The following is a 25,025-nucleotide window of genomic DNA, read 5'->3' as shown; positions in this document are numbered from 1 at the left end:
AGGGCCGGTGCGCACCACCTGTGCACCGGCCCTTCGGCGTACCCGGCAGGGGTGTGGCCCGGCTGGGTGCGGTGGGCGCACACCATGCCCTGCGGACGGTCGGCCCGGCCCGGGATGGGCGTGCACCGCACGGAGCGCTGCAAACGGCGAGGGTCGCGGCCCGCGCGGGTTCGTCGAGGTCCGGTGCGGTCGCCACGTCGTCCACCGTGACCCGTTCACCGCCGGCGGCGTGACCGCAGACCGCGCCGGTGGTGCCGTCGGTCACCGCGAAGAAACGTACGAAGGCGGCGGAGAAGCCGCAGCGGGGCGCCGGCCGGAGCGTGTGCCCGTCGGCGTCCATCGGCTGCACGCCGGCCATGTCCGCGCGCGTGAACCCCGCACACCGCGTCGCGCAGCGCGGCGAGGAAGACGGACAGCACCGACGAGCGGTCACGTGGCGCGGCGATGCCGTCACGACCGTCACTGCCGTCGACCCCGTCACGACCGTCGATGCCGTCACTGCCGTCACTGCCGTCGATGCCGTCGATGCCGTCGATGCCGAGAACGCCGGAGCCGTCCTCGCTCTCCGACTCCGGGCGGAACCGGGTTTTCCGGGCCAGGACCTCGCGGGCCAGCTGGCTGACCGTACGGCCATCCGCGTAGGCGCGGCCCCGCAGCCGGTCCAGTGCCTGCTCCGGATCCACGTCCAGCTGCACCATCACCATGCCGACCGCCTGGTAGACCTCGGTGTGATCGGCCTCCGAAGCCGCTACCCAGGCCGCCACCTCGCCCTCCGGGTCTTCCTCGGAGTAGGCGGGGGCGGCGGCCTGGAGGTTCATCAGCGCGTAGGTGACCGCGTCGCGCACCCACAGCGCGGTCCGCAGATCCTGCTCCCCCAGTCCGCCCGCGCACTCGCTGTAGAGGTCGAGGGTGCCGATCACGGCGCCGCTGACGCCGAGCGGCAGGGAGAACACGGCACGGACCCCGAGGCCGACGGCCTCGTGCGCGAAGATCGGCCAGCGGCGGGCGTCGAAGCCCCCGGTCAGGTCGGCGGCGATGACCGGCGCGTCCTGTTCCAGGGCGGTCTGGCAGGGGCCGTCGCCCACGGTGTACTGCAGTTCGGCCAGCCGGGCGGCCACCCGGTCACTGGCGCACCACGTGATGCGGACGCCGTTGCCACCGGAGATCGACACGGAGGAACCGGTGATCGGCAGCAGCCGTGCGCAGGCCTCGCAGAGCGCGCCCGGCACCCGCCGGGGGTCGTCGTCGGCGCCTCGCGCGGCGGCGGCCAGCGTCTCGTGGACCCGCAGTCGCACCTCGGCGTCGGGCGACGGATTGCCGCCGGCCCTCTGGGACTCCTCGGGAGGCACGGTCAGCACCCCCGTCGCCATGCGCGATCAACAGACATGATCCACCAGCATCCCGCGGCTCGCCGAGCCCGACCGTTCCGCATACCGGGTTCCCCGCCTGAGCGAAGCAAGCACCGTCTCCCGCCGCCGGCTCCCGCCGTGGCCCGGTGCCCCGGGGCGCCAGGCCTCCGCTTCGGGCCTCCGGCTGCGGTGCCGCCTGCTCCGGTGCCACCCACAGCAGGCCGCCTGCTCCCGGCGCCGCCTGCTTCAGGCCTCCCGCTGTGGTGCCGCCTGCTCCGGTGCCACCCACAGCAGGCCGCCTGCTCCCGGCGCCGCCTGCTCCGGTCCCCACGCCCGCTCCGGACCCTGCTCCGGTCCCCGCGCCCGCTTCGGACCCTGCTCAGGGCACCGCCCGCTCGGTCCCCGCCCGCTGCGTACTGCCCGCTCCGGACCCCGCTACTTCAGGTGGTCGCGTACGACGTCGAGGAAGATCTTGCGGCTGGGGCGGATGCACGCCCAGATCTTCTCGTCCCGCGGCTCACCCGGGTCCTCGGGACCTTTCCTGATCACGTCCTGAACGGCGTAGGCCAGCTCGCGGGCCGCATCGTTCACCTCGGGCGCGCACAGCATGTGGATCGTCTTCTGGGCCACCCACATCCGGTCGACGGACTGTTTCGACTGGGCCTGCCACTGCTCGTCGGTCTGACCGTGGTGGTGGCGCTCCACGGCGATCCGTTCGGCCTCCTGCACCGCGGCCAGGAAGGCGACGAGGTGGGTGACGCGTTCGTTGCGGCGCGCCTCGGCACGCTCACGAGCGCTCCGCCGCACTTCCACCCGCTCGGACGCGCGTCCCAGGAAGTACTGGGTCAATGTCGACACGAGGCCGCCCAGCACAACCCCGAGGAACGGCACGAACGTTGACGATGTCACGCCCCCACCGTGGCACCGGCGAGCCTGCCGTCCCCACTTTTTCCGATATTTCAGATACAGCCCGTTCTCATGGTGTATCCACCACACCCCCTGGTGGATTCACCCCGTCACGAACGGCGACGGCACGGGACGCACCCGTGGGAGCTAGGCCGCCTCGGGTCGCGTGGCATGCATGCCCGAGGCGGGCTCCTGTGCGTCCTCGAACAGGAAGTTCTCGTCCTCCCCGAAGTCCGGGGCCTGGAAGGGGTTCGTCACCGGAGGCGGCGATGCCGCGGCGGAGCAGCGGGTCTGCCCTTCCGGGGCGGAGAACAGCGAGGTCAGATCGATGGGAGTCTCTCTTTCGGTACAGGCCCCCGAAGGGACCTGGTGTGTGCCGTGGCGGGCACAGCGGTCCTACAGCTTGGTCATCTTGGCGTACGGGCTCAGAATCCGTATCTGCGCGGAGCCGAAATCGACCAGGGCGGCGATTCCCTCCTCGATACCGATAACGCGGCCGAGGCCGTACATGTCGTGGGTGACCTTGTCGCCCACGGCGAACTGCTTGGGAGCAGCCGTGACCGGGGCCTTGAAGGGGCTGGTGGGCAGATGGCGCTTCGGCGCGGCAGGCTTTGTCATCGTCACCAGTATGCGCCTACCCGGGCCCATCCCGGTCGCCCTGTCCGCCCCGGCATTGCCCGGCACCGACCCGAACGGGACGCACCACCGGTCCTACCTGGGCCTTACCGAGCGGGCGACGAGAATCCGATCGCGCACTGAACGCGGAAAAGCCGGTACCGCGGCGGCCGCGTCCCGCCTTCGCCGGGGCCCCGGGGCAGCACGCGTCCCGGTCGCCGGGGTCGCCACACCCCCGGGTCGCCGGGGCCGCCGTACAGGACGGTCCGCCGGGGCCGCCGTACAGGACGGTCCACCGGGGCCGCCGCACAGGGCGGTCCGGCGGGGCGCCGCACAGGGCGGTCCGCCGGGGTCGCCGTACAGGGCGGTCCGCCGAGGTCGCCGTACAGGACGGTCCGCCGGCGTTCCCCCTCCCCGCCGGCGGGTCCGTATGCGGACACGCGGAAGCTGGCCCTCCGCCCCCCGTCCAAGCCTCCTGAGCGGGAGGCCGGCGGACCGGCAGACCGGCAGGCCGACAGACCGGCAGGCGGCGTCCAGGGCGGGGCAGAGAACGCGTCGATCGTGCTCTGCCCCGCGGCTCCCGGGCCGCCGTCGCGGAACACGACGAGAGCCGCGGGTTCCCTCAGCGCACCGTGACCGATGCGGTGGTGGCCGATCCGTTGGTCCAGCCGTAGCGGTGCGCGGTCACCGTCACGCTGATCTTCTGGCCCTTGTCGGCTTTCGCGAGCAGATAGGTGGACTTGGTGGCCCCGGTGACGGCCTTCCCGTTGCGCTTCCAGGAGTAGGTGTACGAGGTGGCCGACGGCGACCAGGTCCCGTGTGCGGCGGTCAGCCGGTAACCGACCTTCGCGGTGCCGCTGAGGGAGACCGCCTTGGTGACTTTCAGGGACGGGCCGACGCCGACCGCGACGGCCGGCGCCGTGGAGGTGACCGAACCGGCTCCGTTGGTGACCGTGACCTTGCAGGCGACCTTGTGGGTGTAGTCGTCCGAGGTCAGGGTGCGGGTCGTGCCGGTGGCGCCGGAGATGGTCTTGCCGTCACGCGACCACGACCATGCGGCGGTCGCGTTGTAGCCGGACCAGGCGGCGGAGCACGTCAGTCGCGAACCGGTGCGGGCTGTCCCGGTCAGCGTGGCCTTCCTGGTGATGTCCGGCTTGGTCAGCAGCGTCTGCGACCGGCTCCAGACCTGGGAGGTGTAGCGGTCGGGGGTACCGGGGGCGTACCGGGCCGTGCGTCCCAGCACGGTGGCCCGGCCGTCCGGTCCTGCCGCGACCTCGGCCGTCAGGGCGTCCATGTCGGGGACGTCCGCGACGGGCGTGGCGTCGAGCGCGGTGGCCTTGCTCCAGGTGCCGCCGGTGCGCACGGCCCACTCCAGGTAGTGGTCGTCGCCGTTGTCGATGCCGGGTGTCTGCGGCCACACCACCTGTACGGTCCCGTCCGCCCCGATGGACGCGTCGACCTGCCAGTCGACGTAGCCGGTGGACAGCGTCTTCGGCGCGGACCAGGTGCCCGTGCTCGCGCTCCGGGTGACGGCCTGGACGATCGGCATGCCCGCGCTGCCGGTCCAGCCCGCCCACACATAGGTGACGTCACCGTTGGGAGCGGTGAGCGGGCCGCTGTCGTCGTTGTCCTGGAGGACCGGCACGGCGGTCTGGACGGCTCCCCAGGTACCGGTCGGGGACGGCCTGCTGCGGGACTTCAGCGTCTCGATCCCGTTGGTGGCGCTCTGCCACAACACGGTGGTGGCGCCGTTGGCCGCCATCGACACCTGCACGTCGCTGGACTTGGCGTCCGTGCCCGGCAGGGCGGCCGGACTGCTCCAGTCCCCGCCGGCAGCGGCCCGGGTCACGATGGAGTCGACATTGGAGTCGCTGCTCCTGTCCCAGGCGTCCCAGACCGTCGTGGCCGCTCCGTCCGGAGCCACCGCGAGCGAGAACTGCTCGATGTAGCCGTCGGAGAAGGATCCCAGGCGGTGAGCCGCCGACCAGGCCGTCGCGCCGGGTGCGAGCGTGGCGGTCATCGCCTCGTAGTTCCAGTATCCGTCGCCCTGGACCCATACGGCGGTGACGGTGCCGTCGGCCGCCGCGGCCAGCTGCGGCATCGACAGGTCCAGTCCGGCGTAGGTCGTGAGCGTGATCGGTTCCGACCACCGGCCCGTCGCCGGGTCCCAGCCGGCCGAGACGGCGGCCAGCGAGCCGTCGTTGTAGCTGCCGGTCGTCCAGGCCGCCTGGGCGTGCCCGTCGGCGGTGACCGTCAGCACGGCGGGGGCGGTCGCGTTGTCGCTCGCGAACAGCAGGTGGGGCGCCGACCATGTGCCGCTGCCCGCAGGCCTGACGGCGGCCTGGATGTCCCACGTGGTGGCACCGGCGGCCTTGTCGCGCCACAGGGCGAACGCGGTGCCGTCCCCCGCCACCTTCACGTCGATCAGGCTCTGCTGGCCGCCGGTGCCGGTCAGGGCGACCGCGGGGCCGAACGGGCCGGCCGACGCCGCGTATCCCCCGGCGGCGGCGGGCACGGCGGCGCTCACCGCGAGGGCCACCGCCGTTGCAACCGCGCACGCGGCAACGGCGGTGCGCGGTCTGGGTATCTTCAGTGCCACTACAGCTCCTGTCTCGGACGGGCATGCCTCTGACGCCCGACAGTGCGTCTGGACCTTGCTGCGGGGGCCGCGAACGAGCGGAACCACGTCCGGACAAGGCCCGGCGCCGAAGCACTGCAGGCCGCCCCCGCCGCATCGCGCCGCCGCAGTGTCCGCGCCGTTGGACGCGAGGGACGACGATAACCAGCCACGCCTCGCACTTCCCTCTGCCGACGGGCTAAGAATGATCAAATTTTCTGCCGCCAAGGGGAGTTCGGCAGGACGCCGGAACACCGCGCACGGGCACGGCGGCCGAACCGACCGGCCGAACCGGGGCCGCTGGGATACGCGCGGCGGACGTACGGACACGGCGAGCGAACCGACCGGCCGAACCGGATCCGCAGGGGTACACGCGGCGGACGTACGGACACGGCGAGCGAACCGACCGGCCGAACCGGATCCGCTGCGGTACACGCGGCGGACGTACGGACACGGCGGGCGAACCGACCGGCCGAACCGGATCCGCTGCGGTACACGCGGCGGACGTACGGACACGGCGGGCGAACCGACCGGCCGAACCGGGTCACTGGCACCCCGCGGCCTGCCCCGCCCGTCAGCCCGTCACCGGCCCAGCCCCCGCAATGGCCGGTGCTGAAGGCCATTCGGGCAAGATAAACGCAACTTCGACATGGCCCCCGGAGGCAGCTACCTTCACCTGCACCTCGGCGGTCACACAGGGGTTTGTTCACCTGAGCCGCCCGCGAGGGGACGACTTGGTCGCGCCCACGAGTCCTCGCCCCCGTGCGCGGGCCACCGAGATCGGGTCCACGCCAGGCAGCCCCCACCAGGGAGAGACGCATGCCCCATCTTGCTCTGTACACATTCGGCGTCCTGAAGTCACCTCTCGCCGATCCCGGACCCCTGACGCGCGAGTTCTACGACACCGGCGAGGCCGTCTACCGGAAGATCAGTCGGCATCCCGGGTACCTTGCGCGTGCTGAAGCGGCGGACGGTGACCGGGGCATGTTCTTCGGGGCGGACTGGGGTGCGTGGGGAGAGTTCGCCGTACCGGCCTGGTACGACAAGGGCCAGACGGTGGAAACCACCGCCCTGGCCACGACCCTCTCGCTCTGGACCGACCTGGGCCCCGCCTTCGACGCCGTCTACACCGATCTGCACCGTGAGGCGCTGAACAGGCGTTACGACTGGTTCGAGAGGACAGCACACCCGAATCACGTCTTCTGGTGGGTCCCCGACGGCGTGACACCCACCTGGCAGGACGGGGTTTCCAGGCTGGAGCACCTCGACGACCACGGCCCCGCGCCGCACGCGTTCACCTTCCACCACCCGTTCGCCCCGGACGGTACTCCGACCAGCGTGAAAGGCATCGGCCCGAAGAACGGCCAGGTGCGCTGACGACGAAGCCCGAGCGGCCAGGTGCGCTGACGAGGAAGCCCGAGCGCCCCGGTTCACCGTCGAACGCCTCGATCGAATGACGGCGAACAGATGCGTCCGCGCTTCGGCGGATCCGCCGGTACCCGGGGCTTCGCCCTCTGCCGCGCGGGCACCGACCAGTACCACGCCGCTCGGTACCACGCCATTCGCCCACCAGCGGCTTCACCGGCACGCCCGAGACGCCCTCGACTGCGCCCCCGACTGCGCCTGCGGCCTCTGTCTCACCGAGCCCTTCCGACGGGTCGCCCCACCGACCCCGCACCCGCCAGCACTGTCACCCGAATGGCCCAACAGGACGTGCCACCCACATGGGTGAAGATCAGGCTGGCTAGTGCCCCAACCGAGGCAATCCGTGAAAGGGAAACCACATGCGTATTCGACGTACCCTCGCCGCCGTCATCGCCACGGCAGCCCTCGCCGGACTCGGCCTCACAGGCGCCGCCTCCGCCGTCGCCGCCGCACAGGGTGCCCCGTCCTACGTCACCCCATCCCAGTGCAGGCAGGGCGGCGGAACAGCCGATCTCATGGACAATCTCTGCAAGGGCGGTATGCACGACGGGGAGAGGATCGACTGACCCCCACAAGGCGCCCCGCTGCCATGCGCCGCGGGGCGCCCTGACGGTCGGCACAGTCCCCGCGCCGCGTACTCTCCCGACCACGCTCACGCCGGAGGGCCCAGGCCGCGAGAACACCCCGGAGTCGCACCGTCCGCGCGGCTCAGGGGCACGGGCGCCGGCCGGGCCCGCTGTCGCCAGGGCTCGTCCGGCGGATCACGGGCCGAGCCGGGGCCGGACCGAGCGAGGGCCGGCCAGTGCCCTAATCGGGAATCGGGTTGACCGCCCCCGGCAGGCGGTGCTGGAGTCGGCACGTGGAGAGCATCCCCGCCAACCGGCGGCTCTGGAACCAGATCAGCAGCGACTACCAGCACAAGCACGACCCGCGAATCGGCGCCACACCCCGGCTGTGGGGCATGTACTCCCTCCCCGACGCGCACCTGCACGCCCTGGGCGACGTCACCGGCAAGCGCGTCCTCGAACTGGGCTGCGGCGCCGGCCAGTGGTCCAGGGCGCTCGCCGCGGAGGGCGCCACCGTGGTCGGGCTCGACCTGTCGGAAGCCCAACTCGCCGCGGCGGCCCGCGCGATGGGAGCGGCCCGCTACCCGCTGGTGCAAGGCGCCGCCGAACAACTCCCCTTCGCCGCCGACAGCTTCGACCTGGTGTTCTGCGACTTCGGTGGGCTCAGCTGGGCGCCCCCGCACCTGGCCGTCCCGCAGGCCGCACGCGTCCTGGGCCGAGGCGGGCGCCTGGTGTTCAACGTCGCCAGCCCATGGTTCGAAGCTTGCTACGACGAAGCCGCCGGCCGCGTGACCACGACGCTGCAGAAGGACTACTTCGGGCTGAACACCATCGCCGAAGATGACGGCGCGACCAGCTATCAGCTCACCTACGGCGACTGGGTCAAGGTCCTGCGCGGCGCGGGTCTCGTCATCGACGACCTCATCGAGCCGCGGCCCGAACCCGGAACACCCAACGGCTACAACGAGACCGACCCACCCGACTGGGCACACCGCTGGCCGGCGGAACTGCTCTGGGTAACCCACAAACCGTGAGTTCGGCTGACGCTCAAGCTGTACGCGCACCTCATGCCGAGCAGCCGGGACCGGCACGGACGGTTCTCGGCCGGCCACTCCGGACCCAGCCCACTCGGGCTGAGGTCCCAGGGAGGTTCCAGGGCACGAAAATGCCTCCCGCCCGCGCCGTCTGCGCAGGTGGGAGGCACGACCACAAAACCTACTTCTTCTTGCCCTGGTTCTTGACCGCCTCGATCGCTGCCGCGGCCGCCTCGGGGTCGAGGTACTTGCCGCCGGGGGTGATCGGCTTGAAGTCGGCGTCGAGCTCGTAGTACAGCGGGATGCCCGTCGGGATGTTCACGCCCGCGATGTCGGCGTCCGAGATGCCGTCGAGGTGCTTGACGAGGGCGCGCAGGCTGTTGCCGTGGGCCGCGACCAGGACCGTGCGGCCGGTCAGCAGGTCGGGGACGATGGCGTCGTACCAGTACGGCAGCATGCGGTGGACGACGTCCTTCAGGCACTCCGTCCTCGGTCGCAGCTCCGGCGGGATCGTCGCGTACCGGGGGTCGTGCGCCTGGGAGAACTCGGAGTCGTCCGGCAGCGGGGGCGGCGGGGTGTCGTAGGAGCGGCGCCAGAGCATGAACTGCTCCTCGCCGTACTCCGCGAGCGTCGCCGCCTTGTCCTTGCCCTGGAGGGCGCCGTAGTGGCGCTCGTTCAGGCGCCAGCTGCGGCGGACCGGGATCCAGTGGCGGTCGGCGGCCTCCAGCCCGAGCTGGGCGGTGCGGATCGCGCGCTTCTGGAGCGACGTGTGGACCACGTCGGGCAGCAGGCCGGCGTCCTTGAGCAGCTCACCGCCGCGGACCGCCTCCTTCTCGCCCTTCTCGTTGAGGTTGACGTCCACCCAGCCGGTGAACAGGTTCTTCGCGTTCCACTCGCTCTCGCCGTGGCGGAGGAGGATCAGCTTGTACGGTGCGTCGGCCATGGCCTCGAGCCTACCTAAGCCGCCTGGGGGGTGCGGCTCGGCCGGGAGCGTACGGCGCCGCCGCCCCGATCGACGTCTCGCGCTAAACGACTGGCGCCCCGGTGGCCCCCCTTTGTAAGTTGTGGAAGCCGTTCGAGCCACTTACAGCTATGGGGGATCACCGATGCCGTCAGCCGCGTTGAGACGCGCCGCCCGAGAAACCGTCTCCGGGCTCCCCCGCGAGTTCTGGTGGCTGTGGACCAGCACCCTCGTCAACCGGCTCGGCGCCTTCGTGGCCACCTTCATGGCCCTCTATCTCACCCTGGACCGCGGGTACTCGGCCTCGTACGCCGGTCTCGTCGCCTCTCTGCACGGCCTCGGCGGTGTCGTCTCCTCGCTGGGCGGCGGGGTGATGGCGGACCGGCTGGGCCGCCGGCCGACCCTGCTGATCGCCCAGACCTCGACCGCCGCCGCCGTGGCACTCCTCGGCTTCATGACCGACCCGGTCGCCATCGCCGGTGTCGCCTTCCTCGTCGGCATGGCCTCCAACGCCTCCCGGCCGGCCGCGCAGGCGATGATGGCCGACATCGTCCGCCCCGAGGACCGCGTCCGCGCCTTCTCCCTGAACTACTGGGCCATCAACCTCGGGTTCGCCGTCTCGTCCGCGGCCGCCGGGTTCATCGCCGAGTTCAGCTACCTCGCCGGCTTCCTCATCGAGGCCGGCATGACCCTGGCCTGCGCCCTGGTCGTCTTCGTCAAGGTGCCCGAGTCCCGGCCGGCCGCCGCGGACACCAAGGGGACGCAGGACGCCGTCAGCCTGCGGACCGTGCTGCGCGACGGCCGGTACATGGCCGTCGTCGGGCTGTCCTTCCTCATCGCGCTGGTCTTCCAGCAGGGGTCGGTCGGACTTCCGGTCGCGATGGGCCGTGCCGGGTTCTCGCCCGCCGACTACGGCCTCGCCATCGCCGTCAACGGCGTCCTGATCGTCGCCCTGCAGATCCCCGTCACCCGGTTCATCGAGCACCGTGACCCGCGCGCCCTGCTCATCGCCTCCTCGCTCCTGGCCGGGTACGGCTTCGGGCTCACCGCCTTCGCCGGGTCGGTCGGCGCCTTCGTGCTCACCGTGTGCGTGTGGACCCTCGCCGAGATCGTCAACGCGCCCACCCAGACCGGCCTCGTCGTCCGGCTGTCGCCGGTCCACGGACGCGGGCGCTACCAGGGCATGTACACCCTGTCCTGGTCCGTCGCCGCCCTGGTCGCGCCCCTGATGTCCGGCGCGGTCATCGACCGGTTCGGCGCCCGGTGGCTGTGGGGGATGTGCGCCGTCGTGGGAACCGTGGCGGGACTGGGCTACGGCGTGCTGATGCGGAACCTCAGCGAGGAAGAAGCCGGAGCCGGAGTCGAGGTCGCCGCCGGAGTCGAGGTGACCGCCGGCCCCGAACTCGCCGCCGGGGTCCAGGTCACCGCCGACGCGGAAGCCGCACGGGCGGAAGCGGCCGCCGGCGCGGAAGTCGCACGGGCGGAAGCGGCCGCCGGCGCGGAAGCCGCACGGGCGGAAGCCGGTGCCGGCGCTGCCACCCGGGCGGAAGCCGCCGGTGGCACTGCCGCCCGGGCGGGAGCCGCCGCCGGGCCGGATGCCGCATCCGGGCCCCGAGCCGTGACCGTGCCGAACCCGGGGCCGGCCCCGAGGCCGGCCCCGCGGCAGAGCCCGCCTCGACCCCAGTGATCACAACGAACGCCCAAGCCGTCCGGGCCGGCGCGGACATCCAGGTCGTCCGGGCCGTCGCCGACGTCCAGGCCGTCGTCGCCCAAGCCGCCCAAGCCCTCCGGGCCGCCGCAGACATCCGGACCGTCCGGGCCGGCGCGGACGTCTAGGCCGTCGGCGCCCAAACCGTCCGGGCCGCCGCAGACGTCCAGACCGTCCGGGCCATCCGGGCCGGCGCGGACATCCAGGCCATCCGGGCCGGCAAGGACACGCCCCCCACGCCCGGCCAGGGCGCGGCCCGGCGAGGGGCACGGTCCCAGGTCCGGTGAAGGTGCCGTCACGGATGCATCCGCGCTCCCTTCAGCACCTTGTCCACCGCGTTCCGCGGCCCGTACACCGAGAGCCCCACCAGATCCAGGTCCGCCGTGGGCACCGCCCGGACCGCCGCGCGGTTGTCGCGGTCGTTGCCCGTCGTGAACAGGTCCGCCGTGAACACCGCGCGGGGCAGAGCCCGGCTCAGCGCCTTGCCGTGCGCACCCTTGAGGATCTCCTTCGTGCCCTCGAAGACCAGCACCGGCTGCCGGAACATCGGCAGGTACGCCACCGCGCCGGCGTCCTCGTACGGCTCCCCGACCACCTCGGGGATCGTCGCGCCCAGGCCGCTGACCAGGAAGGCGGTGACATTGAGGCGCTGCCAGGGCTCGAGGTCCTCCCGCAGCAGCACGGCGATCTTCGTGTCGAATCGGATGGGTTCAGCGCTCATGGAACGAGACTGCCGACCGCCTCCCGACGGCGTCTTGTACGTTTCTTGCATGGCCGCCCGGCAGGAAGTCACCGCATGGCGCCCCCGTGTCCCGGGCGTCACCGAGGTCTTCCACGCCCACTTCACCGAGTACGCGTACCCGATGCACGTGCATGACGCCTGGACGCTGCTCATCGTGGACGACGGCGCCGTGCGCTACGACCTCGACCGGCACGAGCACGGCACCCCGCACGACACCGTCTCGCTGCTGCCGCCGCACGTGCCGCACAACGGTTCGCCCGCCACCCCGGACGGCTTCCGCAAGCGGGTGGTGTACCTGGACAGCAGCCGGCTGGGAGAAGAGCTGATCGGGGCGGCCGTGGACGGGCCCGACCTGCGGGACCCGGGCCTGCGGCGGCACGTCGGCCGGCTGCACTCCGCCCTCGCCCGGCCCGGCGACGAGCTGGAGGCGGAGAGCCGGCTCACCGTCGTCGGCGAGCGGCTGCGCGACCACCTGCGGCACCGGACGGACCCGCCGGGCGCGCGCCGGGATCCCGCGCTCCCCCGCCGGCTGCGGGAGTTGCTGGACGCGCGGCTCGTCGAGGGCGTCTCGCTGGAGGAGGCCGCGCGGCTGCTGCACGCCCATCCCGCCCATCTGGTGCGGGCGTTCAGCGGCGCGTATGGCATCGCCCCGCACCAGTACCTGATGTCCCGGCGGGTCGGCCGGGCCCGCCGGCTGCTGCTGGACGGGCTGCCGCCCGGCGAGGTGGCCCAGGTGGCCGGGTTCTACGACCAGGCCCATCTCACCCGGCACTTCAAGAAGCTGGTCGGGGTGACGCCGGGGCGCTACCGCAGCGCGCGCTGAGCCTCGTACAGGTTGCGCGGGCGCACGGCGTCCGTGGTGCCGTACAGCTCCAGGCGGGAGTGCAGGTCGCCGGTGAAGTCGGGGACGTCGATCTGGCCGAACTCGGTGACCGCGTTGATGCCGACCGTGGCCGAGTAGGGCGCCAGCCCGTCGATCTTCATCAGGCCCGCGCGGCCGTTGACGACCCGGATGTTCCAGTGGGTGAAGCGGGCGCCGAAGAGCGGTCCGGCGCTGGCGTCGCCGCCGTGCCGGCCGTCGTTGTTCACGGTGATGTCGGTGCGGACGTTGGCGAACGGCAGTCCGCGGTGGCTGTCGAAGGTGCCCATCCGCATGTCGCCGCGCGACCAGACGTTGTGGGAGGACAGGCCCTCGACGTTGATGCCGTGCAGCTGCGTGCCGGCGGGGGCGGGAACCGTGCGCTCCTCGATCGTGAAGTCCTCGATCAGGTTGTCGTGGGAGCCCTCGCGGCAGAAGTACGGGTGGTGCGAGCCGCGGCCGGCGACCCGGGTGCGGCTCAGGGTGCACGCGGAGGCCGCGACCAGTCCGAAGCCGTTGTCGACGTGGCGCACGGTGACGTCGTCCACCCAGCAGTCGTAGGCGCACTGCAGGACGACACCGTTGTAGCCCTTGTCGAGGAGGTGGGGCGACTGCGGGGTCTGCACCGCCTCCAGGGTCAGGCCCTGGACGCCGGAGCCGGTCAGTTCGGGCACGTGGGTGGTCAGCCTGGGGTCCCACTCCGGGCGTACGTCGAGCGGGAGCGGGCGTTCGAGGGTCACGCGGTGGCCGTGGACGCGGGTGATGCGCACGGGCCACTCGTAGGGCACGTACGACGTCAGTTTCGTCTTGTCGTCCCAGGAGTAGGCGGCCGGTCCGGGGCCGCCGCCCGCCATGTGCTGGAGGAGGGTGTGGGCCGGGTCGTCGGCGAGGCGGAGCAGGACGAGCCGGCCGGGGCGCAGGCGGGCGGGGTCGGCGACGGTGAGCGTCCCCTCGCCCCGGCGGGCCGGTGCCACGGTGGTCAGGGTCGTCCACTCGTCGCGCCTGTTGCCGGTCCAGCCCTCGAACGGCCAGGCCCGGTCCTTGATCGCGGCGACCAGGGCGTCCCAGCGGGCCCTGGGGGCGAGCCAGAGGAGGCCGCCCGCCCAGGACCAGGAGGACTTGTCCCCGCCGTAGCGGGAGCCGTAGACACCGATCAGCTCGGTGAGGCTCTTCGTCGCGTACAGGGTCGTACGGCCGCTGCCCGCGCCGCGCAGGACGACGCCGGAGTCGCCGATGCGGATGACGTCGTCGATGCGGAAGGTGCCGGGCGGGATGGTGACCGTGCCACCGCCGGCCCTTCCGGCGGCGGCGACGGCACGGTTGATCGCGGGTGCGCAGTCGGTGCTGCCGTCGGGTACGGCGCCGAAGTCGGTGACGTCGGCGACGACCCGGGGGCGGGGGAAGCGGGTGGCGCCGCCGCGGTATCCGGCGCGGCCGACGTAGGGGATCTGCGGGTGGGTGACCGGTGAGCGGCGGAACTCCTCCCACAGCGTGGGGACTTCGGCCGCCCGGGCGGTGCCGGTCGCGGCGCCCACGGCCACCGCGGTCGCGCCGGCGAGCAGGGTCCGTCTGGTGAGGTGCGCGTTGCTCATGTCGACCCGCCTCTTGATTCACGAATATGAACGCTGTTCAGGAATGCGTTGGGGCTGAGCATGCCATCGGAGTCCCCCGGCGGGGAAGAGTCGTGCGGAAGCCCTCCGTCCGAGGATTCGGGCGGGCTAACGTCCCCTCCATGGATGACATACAGAAGGAACAGGAAGCACAGGCTCCTCGCGATCCATCCATCAAGTCCCGTCCACTGCCGCTGAGACGGCTCACGACCGCCGTCGCGGCCGGCGTGGCCCTCGTCGGCCTGAGCGTCGGTGCGGCCCTGGCGGCGACCTCGGGCGACGGTCCCGGCGTCCGGCACGGTGTCACGAGCACCGTCCCGCCGGACGGGGGCTCCGGGGGTACGACCGACGGCGGCGGCAGCGTCGGAGTGAGCGATGGGGGCGGCAGCGGCGGCGGCGACACGGGCGTCAGCGACGGCGGCGGCGACACGGGCGGCAGCGTCGGCGTGAGCGACGGGGGCAGCAGCGGCGGCGACACCACCATCGGAGGAGGCGGCACCGACGGCGGCGCCGAGCCGAGCCCGACGCCCACCTCTCCCGGTGACCTCGCCGAACTCGACCGGCGCATCACGGAGCTCGACAAGAAGGTCGACCAGCTGCCGACCAGGAAGGAACTGGCCGACGCCCTGCGGGCCTTCGCCGACGAACTCGACAAGAGCGGCGGCCCGCGGCCCGAGCCGGACCCTTCCTGAGCGTCCCCTCGTCCGGGGTCAGTCGGCCGGACGCCGAGTCAGATGCGCGAACGCGTCCAGGTTCCGCGTCGACTCGCCCCGGGACACCCGCCACTCGTACTCCCGGCGGATCGAGGAGGCGAAGCCCAGTTCCAGGAGCGTGTTGAAGGCTCCGTCGGCCGCCTCCAGGACCTGGCCCAGAAGGCGGTCGATCTCGTCGGGGGTGACGGAGGCGAGCGGGAGGCGGGCGGTGACGTAGACGTCACCGAGGTGGTCGACGGCGTAACTCACGCCGTACAGCTTGAGATTGCGCTCCAGGAGCCAGCGGTGGACGCCGGACTCGTTCTCGTCGGGGTGCCTGATGACGAAGGCGTTGATCGACAGGGAATGACGGCCGACGAGGAGGGAGACGGTCGTGGAGAGCTTGCGCGTGCCGGGGAGCTTGACCACGTAGTTCCCGGGCTCGGCGCTCTCCCACTCCAGTTCGGCCTCTTCCAGGGCGGCCTGCAGGACCTGCCCGGTCTTCTCCACATCACCCATGGTGGGAGCGTACGCGACGGCGGTGGGACTGGGTCGCGGCCGTGTAGACCTCGGCGGTGGCGGCGGCCGCCGTGTCCCAGCCGAAGCTCTGGGCGTGCCGGGCGGCGGCCTGCCCCATGCGTGCCGTGAGGGACGGCTCGTCGGCGAACCGGCCCAGCACGCGCGCGTACTCGGCGGGGTGGTGCCCGCTCGCGAGGAAGCCGGTCTCGCCGTCGCGCACGGCCACCGGCAACCCGCCGACGGACGCCGCGAGCACCGGGGTGCCGGCGGCCTGCGCCTCTATGGCGACCAGGCCGAAGGACTCGCTGTAGGACGGCATGACGAGGACGGAGGCGGCCCGGAACCAGTCCGCGAGCTGTTCCTGGCCGACCGGCGGCCGGAACCGTACGACGTCCGCGATGCCGAGCCTGGCGGCCAGCTTCTGCAGCCCCTCCGGCTTGGCGAGCCCGCTGCCGCTGGGGCCGCCGACCACGGGGACGACGATGCGGGAGCGCAGCTCGGGGCGTTCGTCGAGCAGTACGGCCACCGCGCGCAGGAGGACGTCCGGGGCCTTCAGGGGCTGTATGCGGCCCGCGAACAGGGGGATCAGGGCGTCCTGCGGCAGGCCGAGGCGGGCCCGGGCGGCGGCGCGGCCGTCGGCGGGCCGGAAGCGGTCGAGGTTGACCCCGGGGTGCACGACGGCGACGCGGTCCGGGTCGGCGGCGTAGTGCCGGACGAGTTCGCCCGCCTCCTCGTCGGTGTTGGCGATCAGCCGGTCGGCGGCGGCCACGATCTGCGTCTCGCCGATCACGCGGGCGGCGGGCTCGGGGGTGTCGCCGTCGGCCAGGTTGGCGTTCTTGACCTTGGCCATGGTGTGCATGGCGTGCACCAGGGGGACGCCCCAGCGCTGGGCGGCGAGCCAGCCGACGTGGCCGGAGAGCCAGTAGTGCGAGTGCACGAGGTCGTAGTAGCCGGGGCGGTGACCGGCCCAGGCCTGCATCACGCCGTGCGTGAAGGCGCACAGCTGGGCCGGCAGCTCCTCCTTGGCGAGGCCTTCGTAGGGGCCCGCGTCGACGTGCCGGACCAGGACGCCGGGGGCCAGCTCGACCGTGGGCGGCAGGTCCCCGGCCGTGGCCCGGGTGAAGATCTCCACCTCGATGTTGATCGCGGCGAGCCGCTGGGCCAGCTCCACGATGTAGACGTTCATGCCGCCGGCGTCGCCGGTGCCGGGCTGGTGGAGCGGGGAGGTGTGCACGGAGAGCATGGCGACGCGGCGGGGCCTGCGGTGCAGCCGGAGGCGGGCGGCGGCCGCCGGGGAGCGCCGCCCGAGCCTGCTGACGTACTGGCTCACGTGGCGTTCCTCCTCGTCGCGGGCATGCCTGCCGGAGGGTCCACCTCGCCCTCCCAGGAACACAACAGCGAGCGGGTGCCCCCCATTTCCCGATCAATCGACTTTGCCCAATCATTACCTGGACCGGGAGTGCGTCTCGGGCGCGCTTACCCTCGTACGCATGAAAGCCCGCGCAGCGACCCGCCCCGTGGGAACGGTGACGCGCGGGACGACCAACCCCAACCGGCTGCGCCGGATGGACCGCTGGATCGCGGCCGTGCACGGCGGTGAGCTGCGGCGCGCCGAGGATCCGGTGGCGATCGACCTCGGTTACGGCGCGGCCCCCTGGACCGCCGTCGAACTGCTCGGCCGGCTGCGCGCGGCCGCTCCGCGCGCGCGTGTGGTCGGCGTCGAGATCGAGCCGGAGCGCGTGGCGGCGGCCAGGCCCTACGAACGCGACGGGCTGGCCTTCCGGCACGGCGGCTTCGAGATCCCGGTTCCCGGCCGCCCGATGCTCATCCGGGCGGCCAACGTGCTGCGGCAGTACGACGAGGCCGCGGTCGCCGCCGTGTGGGAGCGGCTGTGCGCGCGCCTCGCCCCGGCCGGCGGCGCCTCGCGCGGCGGGCTGCTGGTCGAGGGGACGTGCGACGAGATCGGGCGGCGGCACGTCTGGGTGGCGCTCGGCCCCGAAGGCCCGCGCACGGTCACCTTCGCCACCCGTCTCGGCTCCCTCGACCGCCCCTCCGACCTCGCCGAACGGCTGCCGAAGGCGCTGATCCACCGCAACGTCCCCGGCGAACCCGTGCACGCCTTCCTCCGCGACTTCGACCGCGCCTGGGACGCCGCGGCGCCCTACGCCTCCTACGGCGTCCGCCAGCGCTGGATCCGCGCGGTCCGGGACCTCGGCGCCGACTGGCCGGTGACGGATTCCGCGGCGCGCTGGCGGCAGGGCGAAGTGACGGTGACGTGGGCGGCGTTGGCGCCCGGCACCTGACAACTCCCCTACCGCCGAGCGGAGACGGAACGATCTCGGTGCGTCGTTCGTCACACGTGCAGGGAGATCGCCATAACGGGCGGCAGGCGGGGGAAATACGACTTCCGACGACCTCTGTCACTTTGCGCGCGGCCGTGGCACGATCCCTCAGGCGACCGTAAGTTACTGACGGTAAATCAGTTTGGGGGAAGACGTATGGGTACGGGAAAGCGCGGTCTGCTCACGGCCGCCCTGACCGTGGTCTGCGCGGTGACCGCCCTCGCGGCACCCGGCACGGCGTTCGCGGAGGCCGCCCGCACCCCCGCTCCGACGCCGAGCGGATCCCCCGCCGCCCCGACTCCCCCGCCGAACAAGGACCTTGAGAAGGTCCGCGAGCAGCTCGACGGCCTCTACCACGACGCGGCCGTCGCCACCGACGCCTACAACGCGGCCGAGGAGAAGGCGAAGCAGCAGTCCGCCGAGATCGTCTCGCTGGCCAAGAAGATCGTCGAGGGCCAGGAGAGGCTGAAGACGCTCAAGAACCAGGCGGGCGCCGCCGCCCGGTCCCAGTACCGCACCGGCGGACTGCCGCCCACCGCCCAGTTCCTGCTCAGCGCCGACCCCGGGCAGTTCCTGGACGGGGCCGGGCTGGTCCTGCAGGGCCAGCAGGCCACGAAGAAGCTGCTCGGCGAAATGACCCGCACCCAGCAGGAGTTGCGGGAGTACGCCGACGACGCCTCCGCCCAGTGGAAGAAGCTGGAGGCGGGCCGCAAGGCCAAGGCCGCCGCCAAGAAGAGGATCGAGCGGCAGATCGACGCGGCCGAGAAGCTCGAGTCGAAGCTGAAGGAGAAGGAGAAGGAGCGGCTCGCCAAGCTGGAGGAGACGGCCGCTCTCAAGGCCCAGACCGCCTGGCTGGACACCGGCGTCCTGAAGGACACCGCCGGCAAGGCCTCCACCCGGGGCGAGAAGGCCGTGCGGTTCGCCACCGCCCAGCTCGGCAAGCCCTACGTGTGGGGGGCGGAGGGACCCGACTCCTTCGACTGCTCGGGTCTGACCTCGCAGGCCTGGGCGGCGGCCGGCCATCCCGTGCCGCGCACCTCGCAGGAGCAGTGGAGGCAACTGGCGCACGTCGACGTCAAGGACATGCGCCCCGGCGACCTCATCATCTACTTCGCCGACGCCAGCCATGTCGCGATGTACGTGGGGGACGGCGCGATCATCCACGCCCCGCGCCCCGGCCGGACGGTGACGGTCGCGGGCGCCGGCTCGATGCCCATCCTGGGTGTCGTACGCCCGGACGCGTGAGGCACGTCGCATGGCGTCATGTCCCCGGTGACGCAGGTCATGTGACCCACCGCACCCCCCGCCCGGGCCCGAGTGAGCTTCGTCATCCCCGCCGGGGTGTCGGCCTGTCCAACTGCGGTACGGAAAGCGGCATATGACGGGGGTCTGCACGGGAGCGACGCGGCTCACACCATTCCATCGGGGCGGGCTATGCCGCTATGGTCACCCGTCGGTGGGTCGAGACCCCTCGACGCCGCCGTGCCCTCGGGGGGAGGGAAGGAACCCGACAAGATGCCCGTACCCGTACCGCGGCAGAGAGCGATCCCGGCCGTGGAGTGTGGTCAGGCGCAGGCCGCCCCCGCAGTCGGCGGCCCCCTCAAGGAAGAGGCCCACCGCGACGCCACGCCCACGAACAACACCGGCACCCCTCTGACCCTGCTGCTGATCGAGAACGACCCGGCCGGTTCGCCGATCGTGCCCGCCATGCTCGACTCGGCCGGCAAGCCCATCCGCGTCCGCACCGCCCGCAACCTCACCGAGGCCGAGCGGCTGCTCACCGACGACGTCCACTGCATCCTGCTGGACCTCGCGCTCCCGGCCCCGGGAGGCACCGGCACGGACGACGAGCTGGCCGTGCTCAAGCACGTGCTGCGGCTCGCGCCCCGGCACGCCGTGCTCGCGCTGACCGCCTCCGCGGACGCCGAGCGCGGCGCCGAAGCCGTGCGCGTCGGCGCGCAGGACTACCTCTTCCGGGACGAGCTGGACGGCCGTCTGCTCAGCCGCGCCATCCGCTACGCGGTGGAGCGGAAGCGATCCGACTCCGCCGAGCGACGGCTGGCCGAGGGCCGGCTGCGCGCGCAGGAGAACCGCCGTCTGGAGCGCGGCCTGCTGCCCACCCCGCTGCTGGAGGGCTCCTCGCTGCGCTTCGCCGCGCGCTACCGCCCCGGCCGCTCCCGGGCCCTGCTCGGCGGCGACTTCTACGACGCCGTCCGCACCCCGGACGGCACGGTGCACGCCATGATCGGCGACGTCTGCGGCCACGGCCCCGACGAGGCCGCGCTCGGCGTGGAGCTGCGCATCGCCTGGCGGGCGCTGACCCTGGCCGGGCTGTGCGGGGACGAGCTGCTGAGCACGCTGCAGGAGGTGCTGGAGCACGAGCGCGCCGACGAGGAGATCTTCGCGACGCTGTGCACGGTGGACATAGCACCCGACGGCCGCCGCGCGGGCCTGTGCCTGGCCGGCCATCCGGCGCCGCTGATCGCCCGCCCCGGGCGGCCCGCGCGCCTGCTGCCGTACGACAACAACGGCCCCGCCCTCGGTCTGCTGCCGGGCGCCCGCTGGCCGCGCATGCAGGTGGAGCTGGGCGCCGAGTGGAGCCTGATGCTCTACACCGACGGTCTGATCGAAGGCCGGGTCGGTGCGGGCGGGGAGCGGCTCGGCCAGGACGGCATGGTGGAGATGATCCGCCGCCAGCTGTCCGAGGGGCTGCGGGGCGAGGCGCTGCTGCGGTCCGCGGTGCACGAGGTACGCGACCTCAACGGCGGTGAGCTGACCGACGACGTGGCGGTCGTCCTGCTGGACCGGACACCGTAGGGCCGCACGGCGCCCTTCGCGGCACGGGGCCCCCTCGCCGACATCGGGTGCGGGGCCGTCCCGGCGGCGCGGGGCCGCCTCGCGTGGAGCCGCCTCGCCGACGCCGGGTGCGGGGCCGTCCCGGCGGCGCGGGGCCGCCTCGCGTGGAGCCGTCTCGCCGACGCCGGGTGCGGGACCGTCTGGCGCGCGGGGCCGCCTCGCCGACATTAGGTGCGGGGCCATCGTGGCGGCGTGGAGCCGCCTCGCGTGGAGCCGCCTCGCCGACGCCGGGTGCGGGACCGTCCCGGCGGCGCGGGCCCCCTCGCCGACATCGGGTGCGGGGCCGTCCCGGCGGCGCGGGCCCCCTCGCCGACATCGGGTGCGGGGCCGTCCTGGCGGCGTGGAGCCGTCTCGCCGACGCCGGGTGCGGGGCCGTCGTGGCCGCTCGCGCAGTTTCCCGCGCCCCTGCCGGGCGCTTACCCGGCAGGTCCTCCCAGGGGGTCAGCGGCCGCCGTTGTACGGGCCGTACGGCCCGTCGCTGCTGCTCCCGCCGCGACGGCGGCCCCAGCCGCGGCCGCCGGAGACCTGCTGGAGCGCGGGGCGGACGTCCACGAAGAAGACGATCGTGGCCACCAAGCCCGCCAGCTGCAGGAACAGCATCGGCACAAACAGGTTCACCGCGACCGCGATCCCCAGGATGATCAGCCAGAAGCCCTTGTTCTGCTTGTCGGCGGCGCGGTACGCGTCCTCGCGGAACAGGGCGGCCATCACGAACGCCACCACGGCCATGGCCAGCATGGCGGTGAAGATCAGCCACATCACGCCGCCGAATGCCGTCATCAGCACTATGCCCACCACCTGGGTCGAGTCGTCAGTACAGCCACCGTACCCGGACAACGGGCCGGGCATCCCGAAGGTGCCCGGCCCGTTCAGGCCTCTCGGCCGTGGCCTCTCGGCCGCGATCACTCGCCCGTCATCACTCGGTCATGGTCGCCGGCCGTGATCACTCGGCCGATGGTCACTTGGCCGGCGGGGGCGTCTTCTTCGTGGTGGCGCTCTTGCGCGGAGCCGGCGCCTTCTTCGCCTCGGCCTTCCCCTCCGCGGCGGCCTCGGCCGTGGCCGGCTTCGGCTCGTCCCGGACCTGAACCGGCTCGGGCTTGCCCTCGACGGCGATGGCCAGGTCCTCGATCTCCTCGGCGGCCTCGCCGCGCCAGGTCTTCACGGCCTGCTCGCCGTGCTCGGCGACCTTCTCGTAGGCCTCACGGGCCCGGACGGCGTACTCGGCGGCCACGCCGACCCCGCGCAGGGCGAGGTCCTGGGCGCTCTCGCCGAGCTTCTTCAGGTCCACGTCGAGGGTGCCGATGAACTCGTTGACCTTGGTCTGCAGGTTCTCCTGCGCCTCCTTGGCCCGGGCCGCGGCCTTCTCCTGCACGGCCTTGGGGTCGGTGTTGCGCACGGCCTCGATGCGGGCCGGGGCCTCCGTGCGCAGCTGGTCGACCAGGCCGGGCACCTTCTTGGCCTGCTGGATCGCCAGGTCGGCGGTGCCGGCGGCGAAGTAGAGCGGCTTCGGGTCGCTGAGGGTCTTGCGCAGGTCGTCGGTGATGGCCATGGTGATGGTCCTCCCGGATTCGCGTTCGGCTGAGGTGGTGTGGTCCGCGGTGTGACGTCCGTAAGCCCTGTCCGGCGTCACCCGGCCGTCCGCCGCGGACCGGCGTCATCGCTCGCGTCGGCCGTGCGGGTGCCGCGCACGGCGGTGTCGCCCGGGCCCATGTCCGTGATCCCCGCGCCGTTCTCGTCCTCGTATGCGGAGCTCTCGCCGGTCCCGAAGCCGATCCCGAGTCCGTTCTCTTTCCTGAAGGACTCGTAGATCTGCAGCAGCACCTGCTTCTGGCGCTCGTTGAGCGAGGGGTCGGCGAGGATGACGGCGCGCGTCTCCACGTCGTCGCGGTCCCGCTCGGCGTCGAGGATCCCGGCGCGGACGTACAACGTCTCGGCGGAGATGCGCAGGGCCTTGGCGACCTGCTGGAGCACCTCCGCGCTGGGCTTGCGCAGCCCGCGCTCGATCTGGCTCAGGTACGGATTGGACACCCCGGCGGCATCGGCGAGCTGCCGCAGCGACAGCTGGGCGTTCCGCCGCTGTTCGCGCAGGTACTCACCGAGATTGCCGACGTTCAGCGATGCCATGCCTCCACCTTGCCCCACTCTCGCTAACAATTGCAAGCACCTGCTTGCAATAGTGTGTCGAAGCGGAACGCGAGGCACGGGGATCCGGCCAGGTGTCTGTCCGTTCTCAGTAGATGTGGCGAGTCCCAGCGCTTCTGGCGAACGACTTGGCGGAGTCTGTCGGGTTCTCTTTGCGTAGCGCTCTGAGCGGCTGTCCGCTCTCGTTCCAGTGGCTGGTCAGAGCCCCTGTGGATCAAAATCCAAGTGCGTATGAGCTGGTTCGCACTCGTATACTCGTGCGAGCTCATGGAGGGGGAGGTGGAGACAGTGAAGCTTGCCGAGGCACTGGCAGAACGTGCGGAAGCGACGCGCCGTGTAGAACAGCTGCGAGCGCGCGTCGTCAGCAGTGCGCGGTACCAGGAGGGGGAGACGCCCGCCGAGGATGCCGCCCAGTTGCTGGCTGAGGCCGGTGAGGTGCTGAACGCTCTGGAAACGTTGATCCGGCGGATCAACCGGACCAATGCCACCGTGGAGATGGGTTCGGACGGCACGCTCACCGATGCCCTCGCACGCCGGGACGTCCTGCGGTTGCGTCACTCCGTGGTCACCGCGGCGGCGGACGCGGCGGCGGGTAGCGGCGAGCGGGGATACGGCCGACAGCTTCGGTCCGAGCTGATGATGCTTTCCGCGCTTCCGGTGGCGGAACTGCGCGGTCAGGCGGATGTTCTCGCGCGGGAGATCCGCGAGGTCGATATACGGATCCAGCGTACGAACTGGGAGGCGGATCTGCTGGACTGAGTAGTCCAGCAGGCGGGGACGATGTGGAGCAGGTAGCAGCTTCGGAGGCGTGCACACACCGAGGGCCGGCGGTTTTCCAGCCCACTCCTGGCGCGTGAAGAGCAACGCGGGGGTTCGACTCCCCATCAACAGTGCAGCTCAGCACGGCGTACAGGTAAAGGTGCACATCGCACAGCACATCACCACGTGCAGATCCGAAGCGGTGAGGGCGGGTTCGGGGCTTTCCACATCGCAACACCATGGACAACGGCGATCCGAGCGCAACGGGGGCGTGCGAATGGCTGATCCGTACATCACTCTCAACGAGCTCGCCCAGGAGCTTCGGCCGATGTCACAGGGCATCGAGTGGTTCGAGAGCCTCTCCGCTGAAGAGCAGTCCAACACCTTGCGCCTCCTGTCACATTTCTGCATTCAGGCCCGCGCCACCGCAGAGGACGGCCCGGAAAGTATCCGACGCGCCGGACTTCGCGCCACGCACACACCGGCAGTTCTGATCACACGAGGGCGGATCGATCAGCAACTCGGAAAGATCGCCAGTCTCACCCCGCACGACGAGCGCCTCAAGTCATTCCGGCTACTGATCGCGGTGCTGGCCGTCGCCGACGAACGCCGCCGAGAGCGCTTCTGCTCCGACGGTTGCGGCCACGCGTGGCATCGCCTGTCTGTCCACACCCCCGAAGCCTCGGCCTGATCCCTCGCGCTTTCGCGCCTACCGGACCAGTGGCCGGAGGGGAAACATCGCGCTCAGTCTCGGCAGTTTGCGCATCGCCTCGTCTTCGCATCGCACGTCCCACTGCTCGCCGCGCGGCCCTCGATTGCCGCCTACAGCGCCCTCCGCGGCTTCGACGGCTTCATAGAATGCGTCGCCGCAGTCGTCATCCGCGCGGGTGAGTAGTCCATACGCCTCCATGGCGACGTAGTCGAGAGACTCCCACTCCGGCCAGTCGTCGTTCCAGAGCTCCCGAGGGCGACCCACCAGGCACTGAACCTCTGGGGTGTCGGCCAGAGAGTCGGGATCGATCACTGCCCGCACGAAGGCTTCCCGACCGATCCCCACCATCCACAGGCCGAAGTAGCAGAATCCGTCGTCCGAACACCAGCCGCCGAAGATCCGCTCCGCAGCAGCCCAGAGATCCCAGGTGAAGGCTTCGTGCGTCACTTCGTCCAGGCGAACCTGGAATTGCACGATCTCTGTCAGCGGCCTCCGCGACAACTCGTCACGCAACCACGTCAGCCGTTCGTCCCGGCCCCGCGTCTGCCGTCGGCACTCTTCGATGAGCTTCCAGAAGGAATCGGTGTCCACGGCGGCACTGTGCCAGGCAC

At 72.0% G+C, this 25,025-nt stretch carries 25 protein-coding genes; 12 read left to right on the top strand and 13 right to left on the bottom strand.

Translation table 11 applies throughout. The features are described from left to right. Positions 1-215: 215 nt before the first annotated feature. From ABVB68_RS00480 to ABVB68_RS00465, 4 genes are all read right to left on the bottom strand, one after another. A complete protein-coding gene (locus ABVB68_RS00480) occupies positions 216-1,370 on the bottom strand; it encodes a GAF and ANTAR domain-containing protein (RefSeq protein ID WP_353598788.1) in 1,155 nt (384 codons plus the stop codon). A gap of 414 nt (positions 1,371-1,784) precedes the next feature. Next, positions 1,785-2,258, bottom strand: coding sequence for a hypothetical protein (locus ABVB68_RS00475; RefSeq protein ID WP_353598787.1), 474 nt, complete (start codon positions 2,256-2,258; stop codon positions 1,785-1,787). A 393-nt stretch (positions 2,259-2,651) separates the two neighbouring features. Then, positions 2,652-2,873 (bottom strand): CarD family transcriptional regulator, encoded by a 222-nt coding sequence (locus ABVB68_RS00470; protein WP_353598786.1) that lies wholly within the window; start codon positions 2,871-2,873, stop codon positions 2,652-2,654. A gap of 619 nt (positions 2,874-3,492) precedes the next feature. Then, positions 3,493-5,469, bottom strand: coding sequence for a hypothetical protein (locus ABVB68_RS00465; RefSeq protein WP_353598785.1), 1,977 nt, complete (start codon positions 5,467-5,469; stop codon positions 3,493-3,495). Between the two features lie 837 nt (positions 5,470-6,306). Between ABVB68_RS00465 and ABVB68_RS00460 the strand changes: the two genes are divergently transcribed. The 3 genes from ABVB68_RS00460 (at position 6,307) to ABVB68_RS00450 (ending at position 8,512) form a co-directional block, all read left to right on the top strand. Beyond that, positions 6,307-6,864 carry a DUF3291 domain-containing protein gene (locus ABVB68_RS00460; RefSeq protein WP_353598784.1) on the top strand — a complete coding sequence of 186 codons (558 nt, stop codon included), beginning with the start codon at positions 6,307-6,309 and terminating at the stop codon, positions 6,862-6,864. Positions 6,865-7,271: 407 nt separating this feature from the next. Further along, on the top strand, positions 7,272-7,478 hold the full coding sequence (locus ABVB68_RS00455) for a hypothetical protein (protein WP_353598783.1): 207 nt from the start codon (positions 7,272-7,274) through the stop codon (positions 7,476-7,478). A gap of 293 nt (positions 7,479-7,771) precedes the next feature. Then, on the top strand, positions 7,772-8,512 hold the full coding sequence (locus ABVB68_RS00450; RefSeq protein WP_353598782.1) for a class I SAM-dependent methyltransferase: 741 nt from the start codon (positions 7,772-7,774) through the stop codon (positions 8,510-8,512). Positions 8,513-8,693: 181 nt separating this feature from the next. Here the strand turns inward: ABVB68_RS00450 and ABVB68_RS00445 are convergent, their stop codons facing one another. Continuing rightward, entirely contained in the window at positions 8,694-9,455 is a 762-nt protein-coding gene (locus ABVB68_RS00445; RefSeq protein ID WP_353598781.1) for a phosphoglyceromutase, read from the bottom strand. A 163-nt stretch (positions 9,456-9,618) separates the two neighbouring features. Between ABVB68_RS00445 and ABVB68_RS00440 the strand changes: the two genes are divergently transcribed. Together ABVB68_RS00440 and ABVB68_RS00435 are read left to right on the top strand one after the other, a co-directional pair. After that, positions 9,619-11,160, top strand: a complete 1,542-nt coding sequence (locus ABVB68_RS00440; RefSeq protein WP_353598780.1) for an MDR family MFS transporter — start codon at positions 9,619-9,621, stop codon at positions 11,158-11,160. Then, positions 11,157-11,309, top strand: coding sequence for a hypothetical protein (locus ABVB68_RS00435; RefSeq protein WP_353598779.1), 153 nt, complete (start codon positions 11,157-11,159; stop codon positions 11,307-11,309). The genes ABVB68_RS00440 and ABVB68_RS00435 overlap by 4 nt, the downstream gene beginning before the upstream one ends. 167 nt (positions 11,310-11,476) lie before the next feature. Here the strand turns inward: ABVB68_RS00435 and ABVB68_RS00430 are convergent, their stop codons facing one another. Beyond that, positions 11,477-11,902, bottom strand: coding sequence for a DUF2000 family protein (locus ABVB68_RS00430; RefSeq protein ID WP_353598778.1), 426 nt, complete (start codon positions 11,900-11,902; stop codon positions 11,477-11,479). Positions 11,903-11,951: 49 nt separating this feature from the next. On the opposite strand from ABVB68_RS00430, the gene ABVB68_RS00425 reads away from it, so the two are divergent. After that, positions 11,952-12,746 carry a helix-turn-helix transcriptional regulator gene (locus ABVB68_RS00425; protein ID WP_353598777.1) on the top strand — a complete coding sequence of 265 codons (795 nt, stop codon included), beginning with the start codon at positions 11,952-11,954 and terminating at the stop codon, positions 12,744-12,746. Here ABVB68_RS00425 and ABVB68_RS00420 read toward each other — a convergent pair. Next, positions 12,728-14,374 (bottom strand): glycosyl hydrolase family 28-related protein, encoded by a 1,647-nt coding sequence (locus ABVB68_RS00420; protein ID WP_353598776.1) that lies wholly within the window; start codon positions 14,372-14,374, stop codon positions 12,728-12,730. The two genes, ABVB68_RS00425 and ABVB68_RS00420, sit on opposite strands and share 19 nt — an antisense overlap. 140 nt (positions 14,375-14,514) lie before the next feature. On the opposite strand from ABVB68_RS00420, the gene ABVB68_RS00415 reads away from it, so the two are divergent. Then, entirely contained in the window at positions 14,515-15,084 is a 570-nt protein-coding gene (locus tag ABVB68_RS00415) for a hypothetical protein (protein ID WP_353598775.1), read from the top strand. An 18-nt stretch (positions 15,085-15,102) separates the two neighbouring features. Here the strand turns inward: ABVB68_RS00415 and ABVB68_RS00410 are convergent, their stop codons facing one another. Next, on the bottom strand, positions 15,103-15,603 hold the full coding sequence (locus ABVB68_RS00410; protein ID WP_353598774.1) for a type III secretion system chaperone family protein: 501 nt from the start codon (positions 15,601-15,603) through the stop codon (positions 15,103-15,105). Beyond that, positions 15,596-16,933, bottom strand: coding sequence for a D-inositol-3-phosphate glycosyltransferase (mshA, locus tag ABVB68_RS00405; RefSeq protein WP_353598773.1), 1,338 nt, complete (start codon positions 16,931-16,933; stop codon positions 15,596-15,598). The genes ABVB68_RS00410 and mshA overlap by 8 nt, the downstream gene beginning before the upstream one ends. A gap of 160 nt (positions 16,934-17,093) precedes the next feature. On the opposite strand from mshA, the gene ABVB68_RS00400 reads away from it, so the two are divergent. The 3 genes from ABVB68_RS00400 (at position 17,094) to ABVB68_RS00390 (ending at position 20,762) form a co-directional block, all read left to right on the top strand. Next, a complete protein-coding gene (locus tag ABVB68_RS00400) occupies positions 17,094-17,906 on the top strand; it encodes a class I SAM-dependent methyltransferase (RefSeq protein ID WP_353598772.1) in 813 nt (270 codons plus the stop codon). Positions 17,907-18,101: 195 nt separating this feature from the next. Beyond that, positions 18,102-19,190 (top strand): C40 family peptidase, encoded by a 1,089-nt coding sequence (locus ABVB68_RS00395; protein ID WP_353598771.1) that lies wholly within the window; start codon positions 18,102-18,104, stop codon positions 19,188-19,190. A 270-nt stretch (positions 19,191-19,460) separates the two neighbouring features. Next, complete coding sequence (locus ABVB68_RS00390) at positions 19,461-20,762, top strand: PP2C family protein-serine/threonine phosphatase (protein WP_353598770.1); 1,302 nt, start codon at positions 19,461-19,463, stop codon at positions 20,760-20,762. A 480-nt stretch (positions 20,763-21,242) separates the two neighbouring features. Here ABVB68_RS00390 and ABVB68_RS00385 read toward each other — a convergent pair whose 3' ends face one another. The 3 genes from ABVB68_RS00385 to ABVB68_RS00375 all read right to left on the bottom strand — a co-directional run bounded on the left by ABVB68_RS00385 (position 21,243) and on the right by ABVB68_RS00375 (position 22,925). Continuing rightward, entirely contained in the window at positions 21,243-21,581 is a 339-nt protein-coding gene (locus tag ABVB68_RS00385) for a DUF2516 family protein (protein ID WP_503005997.1), read from the bottom strand. Between the two features lie 178 nt (positions 21,582-21,759). Beyond that, positions 21,760-22,350 carry a hypothetical protein gene (locus ABVB68_RS00380; protein ID WP_353598768.1) on the bottom strand — a complete coding sequence of 197 codons (591 nt, stop codon included), beginning with the start codon at positions 22,348-22,350 and terminating at the stop codon, positions 21,760-21,762. Positions 22,351-22,427: 77 nt separating this feature from the next. Next, positions 22,428-22,925: a helix-turn-helix domain-containing protein gene (locus ABVB68_RS00375; RefSeq protein WP_353598767.1), complete on the bottom strand. Its 498-nt coding sequence runs from the start codon at positions 22,923-22,925 to the stop codon at positions 22,428-22,430. A 306-nt stretch (positions 22,926-23,231) separates the two neighbouring features. Here ABVB68_RS00375 and ABVB68_RS00370 point away from each other — a divergent pair, with 306 nt between their 5' ends. Next, positions 23,232-23,702, top strand: coding sequence for a DIP1984 family protein (locus ABVB68_RS00370; RefSeq protein ID WP_353599128.1), 471 nt, complete (start codon positions 23,232-23,234; stop codon positions 23,700-23,702). Positions 23,703-23,979: 277 nt separating this feature from the next. Continuing rightward, positions 23,980-24,393 carry a DUF5958 family protein gene (locus tag ABVB68_RS00365; RefSeq protein WP_353598766.1) on the top strand — a complete coding sequence of 138 codons (414 nt, stop codon included), beginning with the start codon at positions 23,980-23,982 and terminating at the stop codon, positions 24,391-24,393. 18 nt (positions 24,394-24,411) lie between these two features. Here the strand turns inward: ABVB68_RS00365 and ABVB68_RS00360 are convergent, their stop codons facing one another. After that, a complete protein-coding gene (locus ABVB68_RS00360; RefSeq protein ID WP_353598765.1) occupies positions 24,412-25,005 on the bottom strand; it encodes a DUF4240 domain-containing protein in 594 nt (197 codons plus the stop codon). Positions 25,006-25,025 lie beyond the last annotated feature (20 nt).

It is taken from the genome of Streptomyces sp. NPDC096012 (assembly GCF_040426375.1).
Taxonomy (GTDB): Bacteria; Actinomycetota; Actinomycetes; order Streptomycetales; family Streptomycetaceae; genus Streptomyces.
The sequence above is the reverse complement of the archived record's forward strand: the minus strand, read 5'-3'. Positions and strand labels throughout refer to the sequence as shown.